Raw genomic sequence first — 23,584 nt, 5'->3', positions numbered from 1 at the left:
ATAATTTGATTCTAAATATGACTATCATCTAAAGAACAACTAACTTTGCCAATGCCTACTGAAGCTATTTCAGTACATCTGTTTTAGTGTTTAAAACAGATTTTTTATGATTTAAGTGAATTAAGAATACTATGGAAAAGAACGAATTTTTAGAACAACATATATTTACAGGTTTAGAGAACATCAATGATGGTTACGAATCTGAAGCAACACATTATTTTTCAGAATTAGATTTTGCTACCGTTTTAGAACGTGCAGCACATTTTGGTCTTGGAATCTATAGTGTTGAAGCACGCCTAGATGGTGAAGTTTTTGGAACTTCTGGTCATGACAAAGCAAAGAAAAAAGCTACAGATCCAAAATGGTACACGCAAGCGTTATCAGATTTTAAGAAACGCCAAGCCGGTTTGGCATATGGAGCAACTTACAAAGTGTCTCAAAAACTTTTAGATCGTAAAAGTGATAGTGAGTAAGCTTTAGAAAACAATTTTTATATTAGAATAGAGATCCTGAGCCTTTGGTTTGGGATTTTTTTTTGGATTATAAAACGTCTTTCTTATTAGTTGTTTTTTTTTTGAAATCTACATTATAATTATTACAGAAGAGGTATTCTAGGGGGTGTCATATTATGATGTTTTTGTGTCTGATTTGCGATAATTTACTCGGAGTGTAGTTCTTACAAAATAAAAAATGACTTTTACAAAAATTAAGTAAAAGTCATTTTTATAAATGCTTTGTTTTTTAATTCACTCCTAAAAAAGAAAGTCTATCGTCATCTACAGGTATGGCATAAACTCTCCAAAGAGTATCGTACCCGGCATATTTCCATAAAACTTCACCGCTATTAGAAACTTCCCAAACTGTTCCATCTCTACCTTCAGCAATAAGTGTATTTCCGTTAGGAGTTCTTACTGCGCCTCCTAATCCAGAGCTGTATAGTTCTGAATCGGTGAATGACCATACCAATTCTGGTTCGTTATCTTGACCCGCAATAAGTTGATACGGAGGATTCAATTGATATTCAAAAACAGCTGATTGGTTATCATAAATATTGTTAGAAAACACTAACATGTTCCCTGTATCTAATAAATTAGGATAATGTACATCGTTTATGGTTACTTCTCCTACGTTATCGTAAGCTAATGGGTTACCAAAACGGTACACTAAATCTCCACCTAAATTATAGTTTCCGCCCGTACTTGTTGCTGCTTGAGCTGTGGTTGTGCTGTGGTCTATAACCCATATCTCGCTATAGTTATTAATTGTGAGATAAATAATGTTATTTGTTTCATCTACAGTAATACCATTAGCGTGCATAATATCTCCATTGGCTTGCCCACTGTTGTAGTTAATGTCTATTTTGTTAGGGTTGTCTTGTACGGTACCATAATTAAGTTTAGTACTGTTATGATCTTGAATTAAATGATCTGTAGCATGCCACTCCCAAACGATTTCTTGGGTTACAGGATTCATTTCTATTATGGCTTCAGGATAAATGTCTTGACTTCCTGAAAATCCCATTTCGGACGCATCACTTACCAGAAGTTGTTCCCATACCGGGAATATTATATTTCCATTAGATAAGTAATCTACATCATGATGGGCTGTTTGTGTGGTGGTGCTATAAGACACCTCCCAATCTGTTGTTTGGTCGGCATTTATTTTTTGAAATACACCACCATATCCTCCAAAGGTAATGGCCGCATCGTTGGCTTTTAGACACACTAACATACTACCGTCATCTAATAGACTGGCATCATTGCCTATTGCGGCATCAAAGTTCCAACTAAATATTTCATCACCATCATGATTAATTATATCTGCACCTTGCCCTGTTTGGTCTACCACCAAAACATAGGTTGAGGTATCTGTTCCTGTTGTAGTATCGGTATCACTACCGTCGCTACTTTCAATATCATCATCATTACATGCTGTAAATAGTGCCATAATGGCTAATAATACTAAAGGCTTAGCAATGGCTGAATTTATTCTCATTGTATTTTTCATAGGATCTATGTTTTATGTTATGTATTTAGATGCTGTTTATAATAAAAACACTCGCTTAATTATGAGAATTTTGTTGGTTTGTATTGTAATTGTTTGTGATTTAGAGTGTTGTGTTTTTTTTTATAATAAGTTGTTTTGTCTATTTACCATTGTGCTTATTAATTATTGAATAGATTTGCCTCCTTTTAAATTTTTAGGTCTAAAGGGTGAACTTTTTATCGTTATAACTATTGAAAAAAACTGATCAGAGTAGTTCTTAGTAAACTTTAAATTATAACTCAATATCAGATTCATCTGTTTTGTAAGGTTTTTATATTAAGAAAAGAACAGTTAATAAAGGGGGGCTATAAAATAACCTTACAAGTTTGTTAATTTATTTGTAGATTTCGTTTGAAAATTAATGGTAATAATTTATTAACTATTTTTAATACTATAGCTCTAGTTTTGTAACGTTTAATGTGCTTAATTTGATGCTTTATAAAACAAAAAAAGCGTTGTGAATATATTTTATAAGGGTTAATTAATGCTTTAATAAAATAAAGTTACTTTTATAATTCCTAAATTTTTAATATTAATTTGCATCTTGTAAGAATATTGTTTTAAATCACTTGATTGGGAGATATATGCCCATCTTAAAACTCTATAATATGGAAAATACTAAGTTTCACCTTTTGCTTGCTGATGATGATATTGACGATTGCGACTTCTTTGCGGAAGCTGTAAGCGAAATATCTAGTACCCTTACACTTTCGGTTTTAAATGACGGTGTAGCTCTTATGGATTTTTTATTGGCAGCGGACAACCCTGTTCCTAATCTTGTTTTTTTAGATATTAATATGCCTCGAAAATCAGGGAGCGAATGTTTAGAAGCCATGAAGTCTTCCGTTAAATTAAAGGCTATTCCTGTTGTTATTTATTCCACTTCGTTAGATCGTACGGTTGTTAATCACCTTTATGATTTAGGCGCTCATTATTACATACAAAAGCCCTGTGAATTCACTAATATAAAAAAGGCGATTACTAAAGCCATTTCTCAGATTACTGAGCTTGAAACGCCAGAGCGTTCGAGAGCTCAATTTATTATTGAACCTTAATTATTCCATGAGTATTAAAGCTGAACAATTTAATTTTTTAGAAGGAGGCGGTACTATTGGAGCCCACATTAGAACTAAAGATTGGACTACTACGTCTTTAGGAGCCCCAGAAACTTGGCCAGAGTCTTTAAAGATTATGGTAAGGACTATGTTAGACCATCCTTTTGGAATGTGTATTGCCTGGGGCTCCTCATACACTCAAATTTACAATACGGGTTATCTTCAGCTATTAGATCGTACTAAATACCCTGATGCTTTAGGACGAAGTATAAGAGACACTTTGGCGGAAGTTTGGGATCTTATTGGTACATTGTTAGATAAGGCGATGAAAGGCGAAGCCTCTCGGTTTTCAGATTTTTTGCTGCCTTTAAATCAGAATGGAGACGTTGAAAGTTGCTATTTTGATTTAGCTTTTAGTCCTATTAAGCTAGTCTCTGGAGCCGTTGGAGGTGTCCTGATCACTATTGTTGATGCGCCCCATAAAAGGCAGGTAGAAGACGAACAAAAGGCTCATGAAAATGAATTGGAGTTTGTATTGGAAGCCTCTAAGCTAGCGACCTACGATTATAACCCGCTGACTAACAGATTCACTTGCAACTCCAGATTAAAAGTCTGGTTTGGTTTGCCTGATAAAGCAGAACTAACACTCAGTGATGCCCTTAATGCCGTTGCTAAAAATGATAAGGAACGTGTTTCTAGTGCTATTAAAGACGTTTTAGAATACCGTTTAGGAGGAAATTATGATATTGAATATGCTATTATCAACCCCCTCACCTCAAAAGAAACCATTGTTCATGCCAGAGGTCGTGCTTGGTTTAATGACCATCAAGTAGCTTACAGGTTAACAGGTACCTTAGAAGATGTAACGGATCGAGTTGTTTCTCGAAAAAAAATAGAAGAAAGCGAACGAAATCTACGCCTTATGATTCTTCAGGCACCCGTTGCTATATCTATATTTAGAGACAGTGATTATAAGGTTGAAATTGCGAATAAATACGCTTTAGAATTATGGGGGAAAACAGCAGCTGAGGTTCTTAATATTTCGATTTTTGATGCCATGCCAGAATTAATCTCTCAAGGTATAAAGGAATTGTTAGATGCTGTATCTGAGACAGGTCGCCGCTACGCGACCTCTGAGCATCCTCTTCAAATTAAAAGAAAAGGAATTTTAGAGACCATATATATCAATTTTTCTTACGAAGCCCTTTATGATTCTGAATTAAACATTAATGGTGTTATGGCCATAGGGTATGATGTTACCTCGCAGGTTTTAGCCCGAAAAAAGGTGGAAGAAAGTGAACAAAATATGCGTGCTTTAGTTGATAGTGCACCATTTCCGATAGGAGTTTTTACAGGGAAGGAGATGCGTATAACGCTTGCTAATCAATCTATTATGGACGTTTGGGGGAAAGGAAATGATGTGGTTGGAGAATTATTTACAAATATATTACCCGAAGTTGATAACCTGCCTGTTTTTGAGCAAGTGCAAGAGGTACTGCGAACTGGTGAACCGTTTCATGCTAAAAATGAATATGCAGATATTTTAACCAATGGCATTCTTAAGCGTGGTTATTTTAATTATAGTTTTACACCTATTGTTGATGCTGATGGTCAAGTTCATTCTGTAATGAATACAGCTGCAGACGTTACAGAACTGAATGAAGCTAAACAAAAAGTAGAAGAAAGTGAAAAGCGTTTTAGAAGCTCAGTAATGCAAGCTCCTTTAGGTATTGTTGTTTTTAGAGGTCCTGAGAATGTTATAGAAATGGCCAATGCTAGTTATTTGCAAATTGTAGATAAAACAGAAACAGAATTCGTAGGGAAACCACTTTTTGAAAGTTTGCCAGAAGTCGAAGAATCTATAGCTCCTATTATAGCCGCTATTTATGATACCGGAAATGATTTTTATGGTTATGAGTTTCCTATTGGGTTAACCCGTAAAGGGAAAACAAAAGTTAGCTATTTTAATTTTGTTTACCATCCGTTAAAGGAAAATAATGTTATTACGGGTATTATGGTTGTCGCTACAGAAGTTACAGCCACAGTAAAAGCGAAGCATCTTATAGAAGAAAATGAAGAGAAATTAAAACTTGTTATAGAAGCTAGTGAGCTGGGAATTTGGGATTTGAATCTTAGAACCCAGGCGATGGAAGCATCGGACCGTTGTTATGATATTTTAGGCTTTTCTAATGGTAATGCCTTAACACAAGAAAGGTTAATATCTTTTATACACCCTGATGATGTAGATCTTAGAGAAAAGGCTTTTGAAAAAGCGTTTATTTCGGGTGTATTACATTACCAAGTTCGGATAATAGGAGAAGATCAAGTGCTGCGTTGGAAAGATGTAAAAGGCAAAGTTTTTTATGATGCTGATAATGTGCCAGAACGTATGCTTGGTACTGTTAGAGATATTACAGAAGAACGAAACTTTCATCAGCAGTTATTAGATCGCGAAGAGAAGTTTAGGCTTTTGGCAGATTCTATGCCGCAATTTATTTGGACCTCAGATCCGGAGGGGCATCTTAATTATTTTAATCAATCGGTTTTTGATTTTTCAGGATTGACTTTAGAGCAGATAAAAAAAGATGGTTGGTTACAAATGATACACCCCGATGATAGAGCCGAAAATATAAAGGTGTGGAATGAGACCATTAACTTGGGCAAGGATTTTTTATTAGAACATCGTTTCCGTAAACATGATGGAGAATACCGTTGGCAGTTAAGCCGTGCTATCCCTCAAAAGGATGCTGATGGAGTTATTAAAATGTGGGTAGGTACCAGTACCGACATTCAAGAACAAAAAGAATCTACAACCAAGCTTGAAAATATGGTGCAGCAGCGTACTAACGAGTTGCAACAGAAGAATGTAGATTTGGAAAAAATGAATAAAGAGTTGCAGTCTTTCGTCTATATCTCTAGTCATGATTTGCAAGAACCTTTGCGAAAGATTCAGACTTTTGCCTCTCGCATAAAAGAAAAGGAGTTAGATCGGTTATCTGATAGTGCTAGGAATTATTTTTCTAGAATGCAGGTGTCCGCTTCTAGGATGCAAAATTTGATACAAGATTTAATAGCTTATTCTAGAACTAATGCTCAGGTGAGCACTTTTGATATTTACAGTCTTGAAGCGATTATAGATGATGCTAAAGAAACGCTAAGTGAAGAGTTGGAAGGAAAAGAGGTTTACTTTGAGCTAGAGAACATTTGTAATGTTAAGATTATTGTGGTGCAGTTTCAGCAGGTAATTTTAAACTTAATCAGTAATTCTATTAAGTTTGCTAAAGCTGATGTCCCCGTACATATTAAAATCAGTTGCGAGACCTTAAAAGGGGTGGCTACTGGTATTGCAGCTTTAAAACCACAGCGTACTTATTGCCATATCTGTTTCTCTGATAATGGTATTGGTTTTGAGCAGCACTACAACGAACGTATTTTTGAAGTTTTTCAGCGTTTGCACAGCAGGGAAGACTATTCTGGTACCGGTATTGGTCTGGCTATTGTAAAACGTATTATAGAAAACCATGAAGGTTTTATAAGTGCTAAAAGCAAGATGGGAGAAGGTGCTGTTTTTGATATTTATATTCCTGCACCTTAGTTATAGGATTATACATATTTATAGTATTACAAATGATTATAAAAATTCTAGGCTTGTGGTCTGTTTTTTTGAACCCAAAAATCATTTCAAAAAATATAATTCAAACTATTCTACGAATTAACTACATTTGCACTCGCAAAATTTCGTAACAACTTTCCTTTTATTAATAGGAGTAGAGACGTTATAGAAATTATAAATTTTACTAATAAGATTCCTGTTAAATAAAGGAATAAAAATATATTATCGATGAAAGCAGGAATCGTAGGATTACCAAACGTAGGAAAATCAACCTTATTTAACTGTTTATCTAATGCTAAAGCGCAGAGTGCCAACTTTCCGTTTTGTACAATAGAACCTAATATTGGTGTGGTAAATGTACCTGATCCTAGATTAGAGAAATTAGAAGAATTAGTTAATCCAGAGCGTGTTTTACCAGCAACTGTAGAGATTGTTGATATTGCAGGTTTAGTAAAAGGAGCGAGTAAAGGTGAAGGTTTAGGAAATCAGTTCTTGGCTAATATTAGAGAAACCGATGCTATTTTACATGTATTACGTTGTTTTAATGACGATAATATTATTCATGTTGATGGTTCTGTAGATCCTATTAGAGATAAAGAAACTATTGATATGGAATTACAGTTGAAAGATTTAGATACTGTAGATAAAAAATTAGATAAAGTAAAACGTGCTGCCAAAACAGGTAATAAAGAAGCGCAAAAAGAAGAAGCTGTTCTTCTTAAAATAAAAGAAAATTTAGAAGCAGGAGTTTCTATAAGAGCTTTAGAATTTTCGGAAGAAGATTATGAAGATTACGTTGTGCCTTCTCAATTTATTACAGATAAACCAGTAATGTATGTTTGTAATGTTGACGAAAGCGCTGCAACGACAGGAAATGCTTACGTAGATAAAGTGAAAGAAGCTGTAAAAAACGAAAACGCTGAGGTTTTAGTGTTGGCTGTTGGTACAGAAGCAGATATTAATGAGCTTGATGATTACGAAGAACGCCAAATGTTTTTATCTGATATTGGTTTAGATGAGCCAGGATCTGCTAAATTAATTCGTTCAGCTTACAAATTATTAAATCAGCAAACCTATTTTACAGCTGGTGTAAAAGAAGTAAGAGCTTGGACGGTAAATGTTGGTGCAACAGGGCCACAGGCAGCAGGAGTTATTCATACCGATTTTGAAAAAGGTTTTATTAGAGCAGAAGTTATTGCTTACAATGATTTTGTAGAATTTGGAAGTGAAGCTAAAGTAAAAGAAGCAGGTAAAATGCGCGTAGAAGGAAAGAATTATGTTGTAAAAGATGGCGATGTAATGCATTTCTTATTTAATGTGTAAAAAGAGGCAATAGATTTATAGCCTATAGATTAAAAAACATAGAATATAGACTAAAAGCAAGATAAATTTTTATCTTGCTTTTTTATTTAAATACCAAAAACTAATTATGAGAAAGTTAATTGTTACTATTTTATTATTGTTTGTGAATATTATTGTTTTCGGACAAAATAATTATGAAAACATTATTACAGGCTCCGTTTTTAAGGACGAAGTAAAATGGTCACGTGTGATTTTTTCAGAGAGTGATGGAAATGATGGTGTCGTATTGGTAAGAACAGTACAAAAAAAAGCTAGTAAGCCGGCAGATTCATATTTAGTAGAGCATTATGGTGCTGATTTAAAATTAATTAAAAGATCAAAAATTGATAATGCCTCTAGTAACATAGTAATAGATAATGGTATAATTAATATTATTTTGTTTGATGAAAAGAATAAAGCAAGTGGTTATGAATTTAGTGTGTTATCTGCCCCAATAAGTTCTATGGATTTTAAAAAGAAGAGTTTATGTTCCGTAGGGAAAGAAGAAAAACTAGGTGTTGCTTTATATGCTATGCCTAAATCATATGATCCAGCTGCTTTCGGAACTGTGTTTTTTTCAGAAAATAAAAATTTTATAGCTTTGAGTTTTGATATAAAAAATGATGATGTAGCAACTCATAAAATCGTTGTCTTTAATAAGAAATTTGAAAAAGTAAAGGAGTATTTATTTAAGAAAAACATTAAAGATGATTTTTTCGTTTTTCAAAATGTTAGCTTAAATGATATAGATGGTACTGTTTATTTATTAGGTAAGATTTTTGAGAATAACTCTAGAGCGACTAAAAAAGATGATAAAATTAATTATCATTTTGAGTCCTATAAACTGAATGATAAAGATTATGAAACAATAGTTTTAAAAAACGATAATAATTTAATTAAATCTTTAAATTCAGTTACCAAAAACAATAAACTATCGTACGTAGGTTTGTACGGAAAAAATAAAGAGAGTAAATCAAGTGGAGTTTGTCGTTATTTAATAAACATTGAAAAATTTGAGCTTTTAAATAGTAGTTTTAATAAGTTCTCAAATCAGTTTATAATAGATAAATATGGTAAAAGTTCAGATAAAGAGTTGAAAGATATTTTGTTGTCTAATGCTTATATGGAAGACAATGGGGATATTATAATTACAGGAGAAGAGTATTATGTTGAATATGGAAAGGATTATCCAATATATTGTTTTGATGATATTATTTCAGCTAAAATTGATAATAAAGGCAAATTAATATGGGCTAGAAATATAAATAAAAATCAAAAAGCAGTTTTGCCATCATATACATCATATGTTTCTGTATATACAAACAACAAAATTTATTTCTTCTTTAATGCTTCTAGGAAAATAAAAGAATCTAAAAATGGAAGTGTTGAATTTTTAAAGTTTAAGAGTGATGATTCTGCTATCTATTCTGTTTCAATAGATGAAAATGGAAAAACAAATCATAAAAACATCTACCAAAATAAGGATTCAGATGTATTATTTCATTTTAATAATTTTGTAACAACTAAAGAGGATAATATAATATTATTTGGAAATTATGGAACAGAAAAACAATTAATTAAAATAGAAAAATAAATAAAAGTTTAAAAGTAAAGGTTCTGTTGTTTAACCTAACCATTGATTTTTAAAAAAATTCGAGTTATTTTATTAATACTATTTAATAAGAAGTTTTAGATAATTCCATTGACAAATATGTGATGGGATTAGGTGAAATACAGCTATTTTCATTGCGAGGACGAAGGACGTGGCAATCTCATAATCATAGTTAAATGCCAACACTAGAAATTAATACCATGATTAAAGCAGATTTAAAAACCTGTTTCGATTTAGCACGTAATATTGATTTTCATAAAGCGTCTATGGCACATTCAAGTGAAAAAGCTATTGCAGGCAAAACTTCAGGATTAATAGAGTTAGGAGAATCCGTAACTTGGGAAGCCACTCATTTTGGTGTCCAACAAAAATTAACTTCAAAAATCACAGAATTTGAAAGTCCAAACTATTTTGTAGACGAAATGGTGTCTGGTGCATTTAAATCCTTTAAGCACCAACATATTTTTCAAATTGAAAAGAATAAGACATTAATGATTGATAGATTTTCTTTTGAATCTCCTTTTGGAGTTTTAGGGAGATTAGCAAACTTTCTTTTTTTAAAACAATACATGAAGAATTTGCTAATGACAAGAAATGAATATTTAAGAATTAAAGCAGAAGAAATTTTTTAGTTTGAATATGGTAATTCCTGAATTTGTGATTGTAAGATTAATAGAAACCATTATAATTTCAGAACATGAAAGTTAGACAAAATTTTCTTTCTGGTATTATACTTGGTGTCATTGGTATTGTGCTTTTTTCTTCAAAAGCAGTACTTATAAAATTAGCTTATCAATATAACATTGATGCACTTAGTATGTTGCAGCTGAGAATGTTATTTTCTTTTCCGTTTTATATCGTTATTGCTTATTTATACCGTAATGAAGAAAAAGAAGACATACAGCGACAAGATTATCTTTGGTTGATTTTTTTCGGGTTTGTTGGTTATTATTTAGCGAGTTATTTCGATTTTATAGGCTTAACTTATATAAAAGCTAGTTTAGAACGTATTATCCTTTTTATATATCCAACCATTGTATTGCTATTTAATAAATGGTTTTTAAAAACGGTAATTACAAATAAGCAGAAACTAGCTATTATAATTACTTATGTTGGTATTATAATCACATTTGCGAGTGAAGTTTCTGTTTCAGGAAGCGAGACTTATTTAGGAGGCCTTTTTGTGTTTTTAAGTGCTGTAACTTATGCGGCTTATTTAATGGGGAGTGGTTGGTTAATTCCGAAATTTGGTGTGATGCGTTTTACCGCTTATGCTATGATTGTGTGTAGTATTTGTGTGTTTGTCCATTTTAGTATTTTTTCTGAGGTTGATATTTTTAGTTTCCCATGGCAAGTCTATGCTTTAGGACTGTGTATTGCTATTTTTGCAACAGTGATTCCTTCATTTTTAGTCTCTATTTCCATAAAATTGATAAGTTCGTCTAATTTCGCCATCGTTGCAGGTATTGGACCAATATCTACCATAATACTCGCCGTCATTTTTTTAAATGAAAGCTTAACAACAATACAGATTATTGGAACTGTAGTTGTAATTTTAGGAATCTTATTAGTTTCAAAAAAGAAGCGAAAAAAGAAAAGACAAGACTAAATATTTCTATTTAGAAGTTATGTTTTAAGAATATCAAGGTTCTCAACATTATCTATCATTATTGTTAATTAATTTAGCCGCTGATTGTTTCATTTTTTAAGGTATAATCTTATATTTAGCCTTTCAACCTAACACTTACCTATTCCTATGTCAGAACAGACAAATTATACTGAAGATAACATACGCTCACTCGATTGGAAAGAACATATCCGAATGCGTCCTGGTATGTATATCGGTAAGTTAGGAGATGGGTCTTCTCCAGATGACGGTATTTACATTTTACTTAAAGAAGTTCTAGATAACTCTATTGACGAGTTTGTTATGGGGGCTGGTAAAACCATTGAAATTTCTATTCAAGGAGAACGTGTTATTGTTCGCGATTATGGTCGTGGTATTCCTTTAGGAAAAGTGGTTGATGTTGTTTCTAAAATGAATACGGGGGGTAAGTACGATTCTAAAGCCTTTAAAAAATCAGTAGGTTTAAATGGTGTTGGTACCAAGGCTGTAAATGCGCTTTCTTCTTATTTTAGAGTAGAATCTACACGAGACAATAAATCGGCTTCAGCAGAATTTGCTCAAGGAAATCTTACAAATCAAGATCTTTTAGATGATACATCACGAAGAAAAGGGACTAAAGTATCTTTTATTCCAGATGAAATTATCTTTAAAAATTATAAGTATCGTAGCGAGTATGTCGTTAAGATGCTTAAATACTATGTATACCTTAATCCTGGATTAACCATTGTTTTTAATGGTGAAAAATTCCATAGTGAAAACGGGCTAAAAGATTTACTTTCAGAAAACATAAAGGATACCGACATGTTGTATCCTATTATTCATCTTAGAGGTGAAGATATTGAAATTGCAATTACGCATAGTAAAACACAATATAGTGAAGAGTACCATTCTTTTGTAAATGGACAAAACACAACACAAGGTGGTACACATTTAGCAGCTTACCGTGAATCTATAGTTAAAACCATTAGAGAATTTTATGGTAAAAATTACGAAGCTTCAGATATTAGAAAATCAGTAGTTACAGCAATTGCTATTAAAGTAATGGAACCTGTTTTTGAAAGTCAGACAAAAACTAAATTAGGTTCTACAGATATGGGAGGCGAGTTGCCAACCGTAAGAACATATATTAACGACTATGTAAAACGTTATTTAGATAACTATTTACACAAAAATCCAGATTCAGCTGAAAAATTACAACGTAAAATTCTTCAAGCAGAACGTGAGCGTAAGGAATTATCTGGAATTCGGAAATTAGCAAAAGATAGAGCAAAGAAAGCGAGTCTTCATAATAAGAAATTACGAGATTGCCGTGTGCATTTCGGAGATACTAAAAACGATCGCAATTTAGAAACTACTTTATTCATTACGGAGGGAGATTCTGCATCGGGTAGTATTACAAAATCTCGAGATGTAAATACGCAAGCTGTTTTTAGTTTAAAAGGAAAGCCTTTAAATTGTTATGGATTAAGTAAAAAGATTGTTTATGAAAATGAAGAATTTAATTTACTTCAAGCAGCTTTAAATATAGAAGAGTCTTTAGAAGATTTGCGTTATAACAATGTGGTGATTGCAACAGATGCCGATGTCGATGGGATGCACATTCGTTTATTGCTGATTACATTTTTTTTACAGTTTTTTCCTGAAGTTATAAAAGATGGTCATTTGTATATTTTACAAACGCCATTATTTAGAGTCCGAAATAAAAAAGAAACCATCTATTGTTATTCTGAACAAGAACGACGTGATGCTATGGAAAAATTAAAACCAAAACCAGAGATTACTCGATTTAAAGGTTTGGGTGAGATTTCGCCAGATGAGTTTGTGCATTTTATAGGTGCGGATATTCGATTAGATCCAGTAATGTTAGATAAGGATATGTCTATTGAAGATTTACTGTCTTTTTATATGGGTAAAAACACACCAACACGTCAAGAATTTATTATTGACAATCTTAAAGTTGAATTAGATGTTATTGAAGAAGATTTGTAATTCTATTAAACATATTTTTTTGTTGAATTGCCTTGCTTCGAATTTAGAAAGCAAAATTAAAAATCAAAAGTGAATACTAAATAATGAGAACAGATAACAGGGAAATAAAAAACACCATAATTTCTATCTATTTTATACTGTTAGTCATTGCGGTTTTGTTGGCAACAGTTTTTAGATCTTTTCGTTTGGTTGAAGGAGGTTCATTATATGTGTTATTAGGTTTGTTGGTCGCTGTAATTATTGTACATTTTGTAGCGCGTTTTTTTGAATATGATAGCGATGGCGCTAATGTAATTATTACAAATAGCGGATTGATTCTTAATGATCATTTTAATTACCGAGAAAATAAAGTTGAAGTTCCTAGAGAAAAATTAACAGGATATAAAATTAGTAATTATTATTTGTATAAGAATTTAACTATTTATACTACAGGTAGTAGCGGTAGTATTTCAAATGAAAGCTTTAATATAACACTTTTGAAACGTAAAAAAATTAGATACGTAAGACAGTCTTTAAAAAAGATTATAAAAGAAAATAAATCTCACAAATTAGGATAGATGGCAGAAGAAGAACATGAAGAATTTATAAATGAGGATAACGGTAGTCAAGAGACAATTACCAAGGTTACCGGAATGTATAAAGAGTGGTTTTTAGATTATGCTTCTTATGTTATTTTAGAACGTGCAGTTCCGGCAATTGAAGATGGTTTTAAACCTGTTCAGCGTCGTATAATGCATTCTATGAAAGATTTAGATGATGGTCGTTACAATAAAGTAGCGAATATTGTTGGTCATACTATGCAATATCACCCGCATGGTGATGCAAGTATTGCAGATGCTATGGTTCAAATTGGTCAGAAAGATCTTTTAATAGATACTCAAGGAAACTGGGGGAATATATTAACAGGAGACCGTGCAGCAGCATCTCGTTATATTGAAGCTAGACTTTCTAAGTTTGCAATGGATGTGGTTTATAATCCTAAAATTACAGAATGGCAAGCTTCTTATGATGGTCGCCGTAAAGAACCTATAAATTTACCTGTAATGTTTCCGTTATTGTTAGCGCAAGGAGGTGAAGGTATTGCGGTTGGTTTGTCTACAAAAATATTACCTCATAATTTTATTGAGCTTATTGAGGCTTCTGTAAAGCATTTAAAAGGAAAACGATTTACTATTTTACCGGATTTCCCAACGGCTGGTATTGCAGATTTCACAAACTACAATGATGGTTTGCGAGGTGGAAAAGTGAGAGTGCGTGCACAAATTTCTCAACGAGACAAAAATACACTTGTTATTACGGAGATTCCTTTTGGTACAACAACAACTTCGCTTATAGACTCTGTGCTTAAGGCGAATGATAAAGGAAAAATTAAGATTAAAAAGATTGAAGATAATACAGCAGCTAAAGTTGAAATTTTAATTCACTTGCCTGCAGGCTTATCACCAGATAAAACTATTGATGCACTTTTCGCTTTTACAAGTTGTGAAACTTCAATTTCGCCATTAGGTTGTGTAATTGAAGATAACAAGCCTTATTTTGTTGGTGTTACAGAAATGTTACGTCGTTCTACAGATAATACAGTTCAGCTTTTAAAAAGTGAATTAGAAATAAAATTAGGTGAATTTCAAGAGCAATGGCACTTTGCGTCTTTAGAGCGTATTTTTATTGATAAAAGAATTTACCGCGATATTGAAGAGGAAGAAACTTGGGATGGTGTAATTGAAGCTATCGATAAAGGACTTCAGCCACATATTAAACATTTAAAACGTGCTATTACTGTTGAAGATATTACACGTTTAACTGAGATAAGAATTAAACGTATTTCTAAATTTGATATCGATAAAGCACAACAGAAAATTGATGCTTTAGAAGATCAGATAGCTGAAGTAAAACATCATTTAGCGAATCTAATCGATTATGCTATAGCGTTTTTTGAAAGATTGAAACGAGATTACGGTGAAGGTAAAGAGCGTAAAACTGAAATCAGAATCTTTGATGATGTAGATGCTACAAAAGTAGTGATCAGAAACACGAAGCTTTATGTGAATAGAGCTGAAGGATTTATTGGGACCTCACTAAAACGTGACGAATATGTTTGTGACTGTAGTGATATCGATGATGTTATTGTATTCACAAATCAAGGAACTATGATGGTGACTAAAGTGGATTCTAAAACTTTTATAGGTAAGAATATTATTCATGTTGCAATTTTCAAGAAAAAAGATAAGCGTACTATTTATAACATGATTTATCGCGATGGTAAAACCGGACCATCTTACGTGAAACGTTTTGCAGTTACAAGTATGACGAGAGATCGTGAGTACGATTTAACTAATGGAACAAAAGGTTCTGCTTTATGGTATTTTTCTGCAAACCCTAATGGTGAAGCAGAGGTTGTAACTATAATGCTAAGACAAGTTGGTAGTATTAAGAAATTAAAATGGGATTTAGACTTTGCAGATGTTCTTATAAAAGGTAGAGTTTCTAAAGGGAATACGGTTACTAAATATGCGATTAAGCGTATTGAGCTAAAAGAAAAAGGAGTTTCAACATTAAAACCTCGTAAAATTTGGTTCGATGATACGGTTCGTCGTTTAAATGTGGATGGAAGAGGTGATTTAATTGGTGAATTTAGAGGGGAAGACAGATTGTTAATTATTACTCAATCTGGAATAGTAAAAACGATTACGCCAGAATTAACAGCGCATTTTGATAATGAAATGATTGTTATGGAAAAATGGATTCCTAAAAAACCAATTTCAGCAATTTATTACGACGGAGAGAAAGAGCGTTATTATGTTAAGCGTTTTATTATTGAGCATGAAGGTAGAGAAGAAGACTTTATTTCGGATCATCCAGATTCTCAATTAGAGATTGTTTCTACAGATTGGCGTCCAGTTGTAGATGTAGAATTCACAAAAGAACGTGGTAAAGAACGCAAACCAAATCTAGAAGTTAATCTTGAAGAATTTATTTCAGTAAAAGGTATTACTGCCTTAGGTAATCAGTTAACTAGAGATAAAATAAATCAAGTAAACCCGTTGGAATCGTTGCCTTATGAATTTGAAGAGGAAGAGGTTGTTGATACGGAAAACGAAAAAGATTCTGGAGATTCAGAATCTCAATCTAAAAGTGAAGATGAAGAAGATCAAGCTCAGGGTTCTTTATTTTAAAGTTATTCATTTACATAAATCAAAAAAGCTGAAGTGGTTTCCATTTCAGCTTTTTTGATTTTAAAAAATTATCAAACCTTATTATCTTTAACTCGGTTATTTGCAACTATTTTATTCTTGTTGCTGTGCCTTTCTCTACGCGAGAAGGTTTATTAGCTCTTTTTACAGCGCGTTTATATTCAAAAGTGTATGAATCTTTAGTTGTAGAGAGAATCTTCATGTGTATCGCTTCTTTTTCCGCATTACTAACAGGGTGTAGTTTTTTTAGAATAAACTCGCAGTCATTAATCCATCTTACGGAAGATGAATCTTCAACACCTTCATGGTAATCTATATTTAGGTCTTCTGTTCTTTTAAATCTGCTTGTTTGCTCAATACCGTCTATGGTGTAGGTAAATTCAAAAGTACCAGTTTTAAAATCCGAACAATTGCGTTCTGCTGTCGAGTAGCAGCTTGTTAATAGTGTTAGTGCTAATATGGATAAGAGTAACTTCATAAGAATCTTTTGGCAAAGATAACTAATAGCAAAATTATAATTAAGGGTTATAACTCTTAAAAGTTCCATTTTTATAAAAGATAACTATTTTTTCAATCTCTGAATCCGATTCAGAACTGGGAACAGAAACCGAATCAGGTTTTACTGTTTGTTGTTTCTCAACTATTTCTTGATTAATAGGCTTTGTGGGTTCTGAAATTTTTAACCCTGGTAATTCTGGTGTATTAGGATTATTAGGGAAATTTCCTTTTCCATTCAGTAACCAATATAATTCTACTTCCGGGTAGGCGTGTAGAATCTTCATAACAAAGTCTAAACTTGGTTTGTTTCTTCCAGATAATATATGTGAAATGCTAGAGCGTTGTACTCCGATTTTTTCAGCAAATCCAGAAGCAGATTCGTTATAAAAATCGATTACTTTTTGTAAACGTTTAGTGAATTCAGTTGAGTTTATCATTGTAAACATTTAGATTGTGTTTGCCGCGGTACAAATGTAAACATTAGAGTTTAGATGACCTAAATTATTCCTGTTTTAAATATATTAAGCATAAATAATCACTTTAGTTTAGGCTTGTAAACAACTGAAAACAAGACGAATAATATTCTATATAGTGTTATGGCTATTTATTATAGGAAATGTTGATTTATAAGTAAACTACTTTTAAAATTCACGTTTACGGTTGTAACTTAAAAGCTGGTTTTTATTGTTTACATTTGTAAATAAGTAAATGATTACATTTGTAACCAAGAAAATAACCTTATGAATCTAGAACTTTTAAACCGTATATACTTAGAGTTAAAAACTAAAGAATTACACGGTCGTTATGTAACGAATTCACATATACAACCCTGTATTGATAAATTATCAAAACCTATTATGAAGACACTTGGTTATTCTGTTGAAGAGCGACCAATTTATAGTTTAACATATGGACAAGGACCAATTAAAGTTTTATTATGGTCTCAAATGCACGGAAACGAATCTACATCTACAAAAGCACTTTTTGATTGTTTTAATCTTTTAGAATCGGATCATGATGTTGCTAAACGAATTTTAGAGCGTTGTACTTTGGTTGTAATTCCTATATTAAACCCAGATGGTGCGGAGCGTTTTACACGCTTAAATGCTAATTTAGTAGACTTAAATAGGGATGCTCAAGATCTAACACAACCAGAAAGTAAGATATTACGTCAAATATATAATGATGTAAAACCTGATTTTTGTTTTAATTTACATGGACAGCGTACTTTATTTAGTGCTGGTGAAACAAATAAGGTTGCAACATTATCATTCTTATCACCTGCACAAGATCCAGAACGTACGCTAACAGCGAATAGGAAAGCTTCTATGGCTATTATAGCTGAAATTAATAAACTATTACAGATCGAAATTCCTAATGGCATAGGGCGTTATGATGATGGTTTTAATTTGAATTGCGTTGGAGATACTTTTCAAAACTTTGGTGTACCAACACTTTTATATGAAGCTGGTCATTATGCTGATGATTATGATAGGGAAGAGGTGAGAAGATTTATGTTTTTAGCAATACTTAAAGGTCTAGATGCGATAATTAATGAAATTAAGCAGAAAAACTACGAATCTTACTTCTTAATTCCTGAAAATGGAAAGTGTTTCAATGATATTATCATACGAAATGTAAAATATTCTGATTCAAACGAACTTGTAGATATAGCTATTCAGTATAAAGAAGTGTTGATTTCTAGAGAATTACATTTTACTCCTGTGGTTGATGCTATTTCTGACTTAAAAACTAAATTTGGTCACAAAGAAATAGATGCAAAGGGCTGTGCTGTAACAACATCAGGTAATTCTGAGTTAAATATAGGTTCCGAAATCGTTTTCGTAATGGTAAATGATGAAAGAATCTTATTAAAACCTTAAAATAATTCATTTAAAATGCACAATCGTTAACTTAAATGTCTTAATTTTGCATTTACTTTAAATATTATATGATTATGGCAAAGTTTAAATTAGATGAAGTTGATCACCAGATTCTAGATATGTTAATTGATAATACACGAATTCCTTTTACAGATATCGCTAAGAAATTATTGATTTCTGCAGGTACTGTACATGTACGTGTAAAGAAAATGGAAGAAGCAGGTATTATTATGGGTTCATCATTAACCTTAAATTACCAAAAACTAGATTATTCATTTATAGCTTATGTAGGTGTTTTTCTTCAAAATACATCACAGACTAAATTTGTTTTAGAACGTATTTCTGATATACCATATGTAACGGTAGCACATATTACAACAGGGAAATTCAATATTTTTTGTAAAATAAGAGCTAAAGATACCATGCACGCTAAAGATATTATCTTTTTGTTAGATGATATTGATGGTGTTTATAGAACAGAAACAATGATTTCTTTAGAGGAAAGTTTAAATGATAAAAAACGATTAATGCATACTATTTTTAATGAATTGTAAGCATTAGAATATATTTTAACAAAAGCCCTTAGTTTATTTTACTTTGGGCTTTTTTTTTGTAAAATTGGTATATGAATAGACTTAGTACATCAGAATGCAATGCTTACTTTCAGCCTTATATAGATAAGGTTAATAAATACGAAAGTTTGGTAGAGGGATTAAAACAACATCTAGAGTCAGTTGCTTCTTTTTATCATAGTATTCCGGAAGAGAAATATGATTATGCTTATGCGGAAGGTAAATGGACTGTAAAAGATGTGTTATTACATATTATAGATACAGAACGTATTTTGGCTTATAGAGCACTACGTATAGCGAGAGGTGATAAAACGTCTTTAGCAGGTTTTGAACAAGATGGTTATGTTGAGCATGGTTTTGCTAAAAACCGTTCAATGGAAAGCTTAATTGAAGAGTATAAAGCAGTAAGACAAGCTACTATTACTTTGTTTAATTCATTAACAGGAGATAATTTACTTTTTATAGGTGAGGCTTCAGGTTTTCCTATTTCTGTTAGAGCTTTAGGTTATATTATATTAGGTCATGAAAATCATCACAACCTAATTATAAAAGAGCGTTATCTTTAATTGTTATAATACTCAAAAGCTTCTGAGATTAATTCATTTGTAGCTACACAGTCTATTTTAGGTTGCCCTATAGCTTCAAGAAGTACAAATTTTACAATACCATGACTGTTTTTCTTGTCGTATTTTAATAATTCGACAATTTGTAATTGATCTTCTTTAGTAATTTCAACTTTAGAAAACGTTTTTAGAATGCCTTCATTAATAATTTCTAAGCTTTCATTGCTTAAACCACAAACTTTGGTAGAGAGGTAAGTTTCTAAAATCATACCTAATGCAATAGCTTCTCCGTGTAGAAGTGTTGTTTTTTCGTCATTTTCAAGAAAATAACTTTCTATAGCATGTCCTAAAGTATGTCCAAAATTCAATATTTTCCTTAAACCTTGTTCTGTAGGGTCAGAGGTAACAACATCATTTTTTATAATCACCGATTGATGGATTAAACTATCTAAATCAGAAATATCTAGTTTTTCAAGATGCGTTAAAGTATCCCAATACTTTTCGTCATAAATTAAACCGTGTTTTAGCATTTCAGCAAATCCAGAAACCATTTCGTTCGGAGGTAATGTATCTAAGAATGATGTGTCTATACCAACCATTTTACCTTCAGTAATTACACCAACTTGGTTTTTTAAAACACCTAAATCTACACCTGTTTTACCTCCAACGGAAGCATCAACCATGGCCAATAAAGATGTAGGAATGTTAATGTATGGAATACCTCTCATGTAAGTGCTGGCAACAAAGCCACCTAAATCGGTAACAACACCGCCACCTAAATTGATTAATAAGCTTTTGCGGTCTGCGTTATATTCAGATAAAGCTTCCCAGACACCTGTACAGATATCAATGGTTTTATGTTCTTCACCGTTTGGCATTTCCATAACCTCAATGGCGATATCTCCATTTTCTAAGCGTTCTAAAAACTTAGGTAGACAATAATCGTGCGTGTTAGTATCAACTAGAACAAATATTTTTGAAGGTTCAGTTGTTTTTATATAACCGTTAAGTTCTGTGTAAACATCAGAGTTAAAATATACAACGGCGTCTTTTGTAGTAATAGAATTCATATTAAAAATTATAATCAGTAATAATATGTGAAAATACTTCCTTTTTAGAAAAAAATGTAAAACAATATTAAATATATTTGTCATTACATATTCTTTAAGCTAATGATAGATCGTTCACTCTTTGAGAACACAGCTACGGCCTTTACTCTAAAATCTGATTCAGAATTAGATCGTGCGTATTTTTTATTTAAAATGATTTCTTCAGAACCATTGGTTCGGATTGGAACTATTGCGACAAATTTTGCATTAAAAGCGCATCTCCCTGTAGAAAAACTTATACGAGCCACTGTTTTTGATCATTTTTGTGGTGGAATTAATGAAGATGACTGCTTGCCCGTTATAGATAAACTATACACGGAAGGTGTTAGTTCTGTTTTAGATTACTCTGTTGAAGGTAAGGATGAAGAAAATCAGTTTGATAATGCTTTAGAAAAAATCCTGAAGATTATTAATTTTTGTGATGATAGGGAAGCGATGCCAATCGTTGTTTTTAAGCCTTCTGGTTTTGGGCGTTTTGCATTATACCAAAAGAAAACAGAAGGTGTTGCTTTAACTACAGATGAAGAAGCTGAATGGGAGCGCATAGTTAATAGATTTGATACCGTTTGTAAATTAGCAAAATCTAAAGATGTAGAAGTTTTAATTGATGGCGAAGAAAGCTGGATGCAAGACGCTGCAGATGATTTAGTAGAGGAAATGATGCGTCGTTATAATAAAGATGCCACAATTGTTTATAATACTTTACAGCTCTATCGTTGGGATCGTTTTGATTATTTAAAAAAATTACATCAAAACGCGATTGAAAATGGGTTTAAAATAGGAGTGAAGATAGTTCGTGGTGCTTATATGGAAAAAGAACGTGAACGCGCTTTAGAGAAAGGTTATGATTCTCCTATTTGTGAAAGTAAAAAAGTAACTGATGATAATTTTAATGAAACATTAAATTATATTTTAGATAACTTAAATGTAATCTCTGTTTTTATAGGAACACATAATGAAGCAAGTTGTTATTTAGCTATGGATCTTATGGAAAAACATAACATATCTAAACAAGATAATAATGTTTGGTTTGGACAATTGTACGGAATGAGCGATCATATAAGTTTTAATTTGGCAGCACAAGGTTATAACGTTGCTAAGTATATTCCGTTTGGACCAGTTAAAGATGTGATGCCTTATTTAATAAGAAGAGCAGAAGAAAACACTTCGGTTTCTGGGCAGACAAGTAGAGAATTAACCTTATTAAAAGCAGAAAAAAAGAGACGTAAATCGTAGTTAGGTCTAGTTAATCTATGAGTCTTAGTGTTGTTATTTAAGTTTCTTAAAAACAGTTATTTATAGTTGAGATAATTCTTTTTAATTCGTCGTCTTTAAGATTAGACCCGCTAGGTAAGCATAAGCCTTTTTCAAACAATTCATCTGAAACTCCATTGAGGTATGATGGGCTATTTTTAAAAACAGGTTGTTGGTGCATAGGTTTCCATAATGGTCTAGATTCGATGTTTTCTTTCTCTAAAGCTAGTCTTATATTTTCTTTAGTTTTTTCTGAATCTAATAATATGCATGTTAGCCATCGGTTAGAAAAATAGCCTTCAGGTTCTTTTAAAAATGTAATTTTCTCATTCGTTTTAAAAGTATCTACATATAAATCATAATTAGCTCTTCGCTTTGAAACATGGTTGTTGAGCACCGTCATTTGTCCACGGCCAACACCCGCAGCGATGTTAGACATTCTGTAATTGTAGCCTATTTCGGAATGTAGATAATATGGCGCATTGTCTCTAGCTTGTGTCGCTAAGAAAATAGCTTTCTCTTTTTGTTTTAATGTTTTTGTAATTAAAGCGCCTCCACCAGAAGTTGTTATTATTTTATTTCCGTTAAAAGATAATATAGATAAATCACCTAAAGTTCCACAATGTTTACCTTTATAGAGACTCCCTAATGATTCTGCACCATCTTCTACAATAGGAATATTATATTTTGAGGCTATTTTATTAATTTCATCAACCTTATAAGGCATACCATATAAATGTACAGCAATAATGGCTTTAGGTTTTTTTCCTTTGGAGATTCTGTCTTTAATAGCAATTTCTAATTGAATAGGGCAGATGTTCCATGTGTCTTTTTCACTATCAACAAAAATTGGTTTTGCTCCTTGATACACGATGGGGTTTGCTGTTGCTGAAAATGTGTTGGTTTGACAAATAACTTCATCTTCATAACCAATATCTAGAAGGATTAAGCTTAAATGTATAGCGGAAGTGCCAGAAGCTAATGCAGCAATATGTTTATCTTTATTTAAATAAGATTCTAAGTCATTTTCAAATCCATTTATATTTTGCCCTATAGATGCTAAGCAGTTAGAGTTAAAAGCTTCTTGGATGTATGTTAACTCATTACCACTCATATGTGGTGACGAAAGCCATATTTTAGGTTTCATAAATATAAATTGTTAAGTAACTATTTTATTACGAGGGAAATTGTTTGTATAATAGAATAAATCTGATGTACAATCGGATTTTTT

At 32.1% G+C, this 23,584-nt stretch carries 19 protein-coding genes; 14 read left to right on the top strand and 5 right to left on the bottom strand.

Annotation, left to right across the window (positions count from 1 at the left end):
- The first annotated feature begins 131 nt into the window (after positions 1-131).
- On the top strand, positions 132-473 hold the full coding sequence (locus tag H0I32_RS00520) for a hypothetical protein (RefSeq protein WP_179313069.1): 342 nt from the start codon (positions 132-134) through the stop codon (positions 471-473).
- 268 nt (positions 474-741) lie between these two features.
- Here the strand turns inward: H0I32_RS00520 and H0I32_RS00515 are convergent, their stop codons facing one another.
- Positions 742-2,007, bottom strand: coding sequence for an arylsulfotransferase family protein (locus H0I32_RS00515; protein WP_246293578.1), 1,266 nt, complete (start codon positions 2,005-2,007; stop codon positions 742-744).
- 647 nt (positions 2,008-2,654) lie between these two features.
- On the opposite strand from H0I32_RS00515, the gene H0I32_RS00510 reads away from it, so the two are divergent.
- From H0I32_RS00510 to H0I32_RS00470, 9 genes are all read left to right on the top strand, one after another.
- Positions 2,655-3,101 (top strand): response regulator, encoded by a 447-nt coding sequence (locus H0I32_RS00510; RefSeq protein WP_173589051.1) that lies wholly within the window; start codon positions 2,655-2,657, stop codon positions 3,099-3,101.
- Between the two features lie 7 nt (positions 3,102-3,108).
- A complete protein-coding gene (locus H0I32_RS00505) occupies positions 3,109-6,696 on the top strand; it encodes a PAS domain S-box protein (protein ID WP_179313070.1) in 3,588 nt (1,195 codons plus the stop codon).
- Between the two features lie 246 nt (positions 6,697-6,942).
- On the top strand, positions 6,943-8,037 hold the full coding sequence (gene ychF, locus H0I32_RS00500) for a redox-regulated ATPase YchF (protein WP_173589053.1): 1,095 nt from the start codon (positions 6,943-6,945) through the stop codon (positions 8,035-8,037).
- A 106-nt stretch (positions 8,038-8,143) separates the two neighbouring features.
- Entirely contained in the window at positions 8,144-9,649 is a 1,506-nt protein-coding gene (locus tag H0I32_RS00495; protein ID WP_173589054.1) for a hypothetical protein, read from the top strand.
- Positions 9,650-9,843: 194 nt separating this feature from the next.
- Complete coding sequence (locus H0I32_RS00490; RefSeq protein WP_179313071.1) at positions 9,844-10,299, top strand: SRPBCC family protein; 456 nt, start codon at positions 9,844-9,846, stop codon at positions 10,297-10,299.
- 65 nt (positions 10,300-10,364) lie between these two features.
- Positions 10,365-11,276, top strand: a complete 912-nt coding sequence (locus H0I32_RS00485; RefSeq protein WP_179313072.1) for a DMT family transporter — start codon at positions 10,365-10,367, stop codon at positions 11,274-11,276.
- A gap of 147 nt (positions 11,277-11,423) precedes the next feature.
- Positions 11,424-13,283, top strand: a complete 1,860-nt coding sequence (locus H0I32_RS00480) for a DNA topoisomerase IV subunit B (protein ID WP_173589057.1) — start codon at positions 11,424-11,426, stop codon at positions 13,281-13,283.
- Positions 13,284-13,366: 83 nt separating this feature from the next.
- Positions 13,367-13,840 (top strand): hypothetical protein, encoded by a 474-nt coding sequence (locus H0I32_RS00475; RefSeq protein WP_173589058.1) that lies wholly within the window; start codon positions 13,367-13,369, stop codon positions 13,838-13,840.
- Positions 13,841-16,456: a DNA gyrase/topoisomerase IV subunit A gene (locus tag H0I32_RS00470; RefSeq protein ID WP_173589059.1), complete on the top strand. Its 2,616-nt coding sequence runs from the start codon at positions 13,841-13,843 to the stop codon at positions 16,454-16,456.
- 106 nt (positions 16,457-16,562) lie between these two features.
- Here H0I32_RS00470 and H0I32_RS00465 read toward each other — a convergent pair whose 3' ends face one another.
- Together H0I32_RS00465 and H0I32_RS00460 are read right to left on the bottom strand one after the other, a co-directional pair.
- Positions 16,563-16,952 (bottom strand): hypothetical protein, encoded by a 390-nt coding sequence (locus H0I32_RS00465; RefSeq protein ID WP_179313073.1) that lies wholly within the window; start codon positions 16,950-16,952, stop codon positions 16,563-16,565.
- A 40-nt stretch (positions 16,953-16,992) separates the two neighbouring features.
- Entirely contained in the window at positions 16,993-17,409 is a 417-nt protein-coding gene (locus H0I32_RS00460) for a helix-turn-helix domain-containing protein (protein ID WP_179313074.1), read from the bottom strand.
- Between the two features lie 303 nt (positions 17,410-17,712).
- On the opposite strand from H0I32_RS00460, the gene H0I32_RS00455 reads away from it, so the two are divergent.
- The 3 genes from H0I32_RS00455 (at position 17,713) to H0I32_RS00445 (ending at position 19,993) form a co-directional block, all read left to right on the top strand.
- Positions 17,713-18,855, top strand: coding sequence for a M14 metallopeptidase family protein (locus tag H0I32_RS00455; RefSeq protein ID WP_179313075.1), 1,143 nt, complete (start codon positions 17,713-17,715; stop codon positions 18,853-18,855).
- A gap of 74 nt (positions 18,856-18,929) precedes the next feature.
- Positions 18,930-19,409, top strand: a complete 480-nt coding sequence (locus H0I32_RS00450; protein WP_173589063.1) for an Lrp/AsnC family transcriptional regulator — start codon at positions 18,930-18,932, stop codon at positions 19,407-19,409.
- Between the two features lie 71 nt (positions 19,410-19,480).
- A complete protein-coding gene (locus H0I32_RS00445; protein WP_173589064.1) occupies positions 19,481-19,993 on the top strand; it encodes a DinB family protein in 513 nt (170 codons plus the stop codon).
- Here the strand turns inward: H0I32_RS00445 and aroB are convergent.
- Positions 19,990-21,060: a 3-dehydroquinate synthase gene (gene aroB / locus H0I32_RS00440; RefSeq protein WP_173589065.1), complete on the bottom strand. Its 1,071-nt coding sequence runs from the start codon at positions 21,058-21,060 to the stop codon at positions 19,990-19,992. The genes H0I32_RS00445 and aroB overlap by 4 nt on opposite strands.
- A gap of 102 nt (positions 21,061-21,162) precedes the next feature.
- Between aroB and H0I32_RS00435 the strand changes: the two genes are divergently transcribed.
- Positions 21,163-22,335 (top strand): proline dehydrogenase family protein, encoded by a 1,173-nt coding sequence (locus H0I32_RS00435; RefSeq protein ID WP_179313076.1) that lies wholly within the window; start codon positions 21,163-21,165, stop codon positions 22,333-22,335.
- A 46-nt stretch (positions 22,336-22,381) separates the two neighbouring features.
- On the opposite strand, the gene H0I32_RS00430 is transcribed toward H0I32_RS00435, so the two are convergent.
- Positions 22,382-23,500: a DegT/DnrJ/EryC1/StrS family aminotransferase gene (locus H0I32_RS00430; RefSeq protein ID WP_179313077.1), complete on the bottom strand. Its 1,119-nt coding sequence runs from the start codon at positions 23,498-23,500 to the stop codon at positions 22,382-22,384.
- Positions 23,501-23,584 lie beyond the last annotated feature (84 nt).

Source organism: Winogradskyella sp. HaHa_3_26, assembly GCF_019278425.1.
Taxonomy (GTDB): domain Bacteria; phylum Bacteroidota; class Bacteroidia; order Flavobacteriales; family Flavobacteriaceae; genus Winogradskyella; species Winogradskyella undariae.
This window is presented reverse-complemented; position numbering and strand designations above follow the sequence as displayed.

What these genes read in the sequence shown, in the direction of transcription:
- H0I32_RS00520 (WP_179313069.1), top strand. Translation starts at nt 132, where the DNA reads ATGGAAAAGAACGAATTTTTAGAACAACATATATTTACAGGTTTAGAG.
- H0I32_RS00515 (WP_246293578.1), bottom strand. Translation starts at nt 2,007, where the DNA reads ATGAAAAATACAATGAGAATAAATTCAGCCATTGCTAAGCCTTTAGTA.
- H0I32_RS00510 (WP_173589051.1), top strand. Translation starts at nt 2,655, where the DNA reads ATGGAAAATACTAAGTTTCACCTTTTGCTTGCTGATGATGATATTGAC.
- H0I32_RS00505 (WP_179313070.1), top strand. Translation starts at nt 3,109, where the DNA reads ATGAGTATTAAAGCTGAACAATTTAATTTTTTAGAAGGAGGCGGTACT.
- ychF (WP_173589053.1), top strand. Translation starts at nt 6,943, where the DNA reads ATGAAAGCAGGAATCGTAGGATTACCAAACGTAGGAAAATCAACCTTA.
- H0I32_RS00495 (WP_173589054.1), top strand. Translation starts at nt 8,144, where the DNA reads ATGAGAAAGTTAATTGTTACTATTTTATTATTGTTTGTGAATATTATT.
- H0I32_RS00490 (WP_179313071.1), top strand. Translation starts at nt 9,844, where the DNA reads ATGCCAACACTAGAAATTAATACCATGATTAAAGCAGATTTAAAAACC.
- H0I32_RS00485 (WP_179313072.1), top strand. Translation starts at nt 10,365, where the DNA reads ATGAAAGTTAGACAAAATTTTCTTTCTGGTATTATACTTGGTGTCATT.
- H0I32_RS00480 (WP_173589057.1), top strand. Translation starts at nt 11,424, where the DNA reads ATGTCAGAACAGACAAATTATACTGAAGATAACATACGCTCACTCGAT.
- H0I32_RS00475 (WP_173589058.1), top strand. Translation starts at nt 13,367, where the DNA reads ATGAGAACAGATAACAGGGAAATAAAAAACACCATAATTTCTATCTAT.
- H0I32_RS00470 (WP_173589059.1), top strand. Translation starts at nt 13,841, where the DNA reads ATGGCAGAAGAAGAACATGAAGAATTTATAAATGAGGATAACGGTAGT.
- H0I32_RS00465 (WP_179313073.1), bottom strand. Translation starts at nt 16,952, where the DNA reads ATGAAGTTACTCTTATCCATATTAGCACTAACACTATTAACAAGCTGC.
- H0I32_RS00460 (WP_179313074.1), bottom strand. Translation starts at nt 17,409, where the DNA reads ATGATAAACTCAACTGAATTCACTAAACGTTTACAAAAAGTAATCGAT.
- H0I32_RS00455 (WP_179313075.1), top strand. Translation starts at nt 17,713, where the DNA reads ATGAATCTAGAACTTTTAAACCGTATATACTTAGAGTTAAAAACTAAA.
- H0I32_RS00450 (WP_173589063.1), top strand. Translation starts at nt 18,930, where the DNA reads ATGGCAAAGTTTAAATTAGATGAAGTTGATCACCAGATTCTAGATATG.
- H0I32_RS00445 (WP_173589064.1), top strand. Translation starts at nt 19,481, where the DNA reads ATGAATAGACTTAGTACATCAGAATGCAATGCTTACTTTCAGCCTTAT.
- aroB (WP_173589065.1), bottom strand. Translation starts at nt 21,060, where the DNA reads ATGAATTCTATTACTACAAAAGACGCCGTTGTATATTTTAACTCTGAT.
- H0I32_RS00435 (WP_179313076.1), top strand. Translation starts at nt 21,163, where the DNA reads ATGATAGATCGTTCACTCTTTGAGAACACAGCTACGGCCTTTACTCTA.
- H0I32_RS00430 (WP_179313077.1), bottom strand. Translation starts at nt 23,500, where the DNA reads ATGAAACCTAAAATATGGCTTTCGTCACCACATATGAGTGGTAATGAG.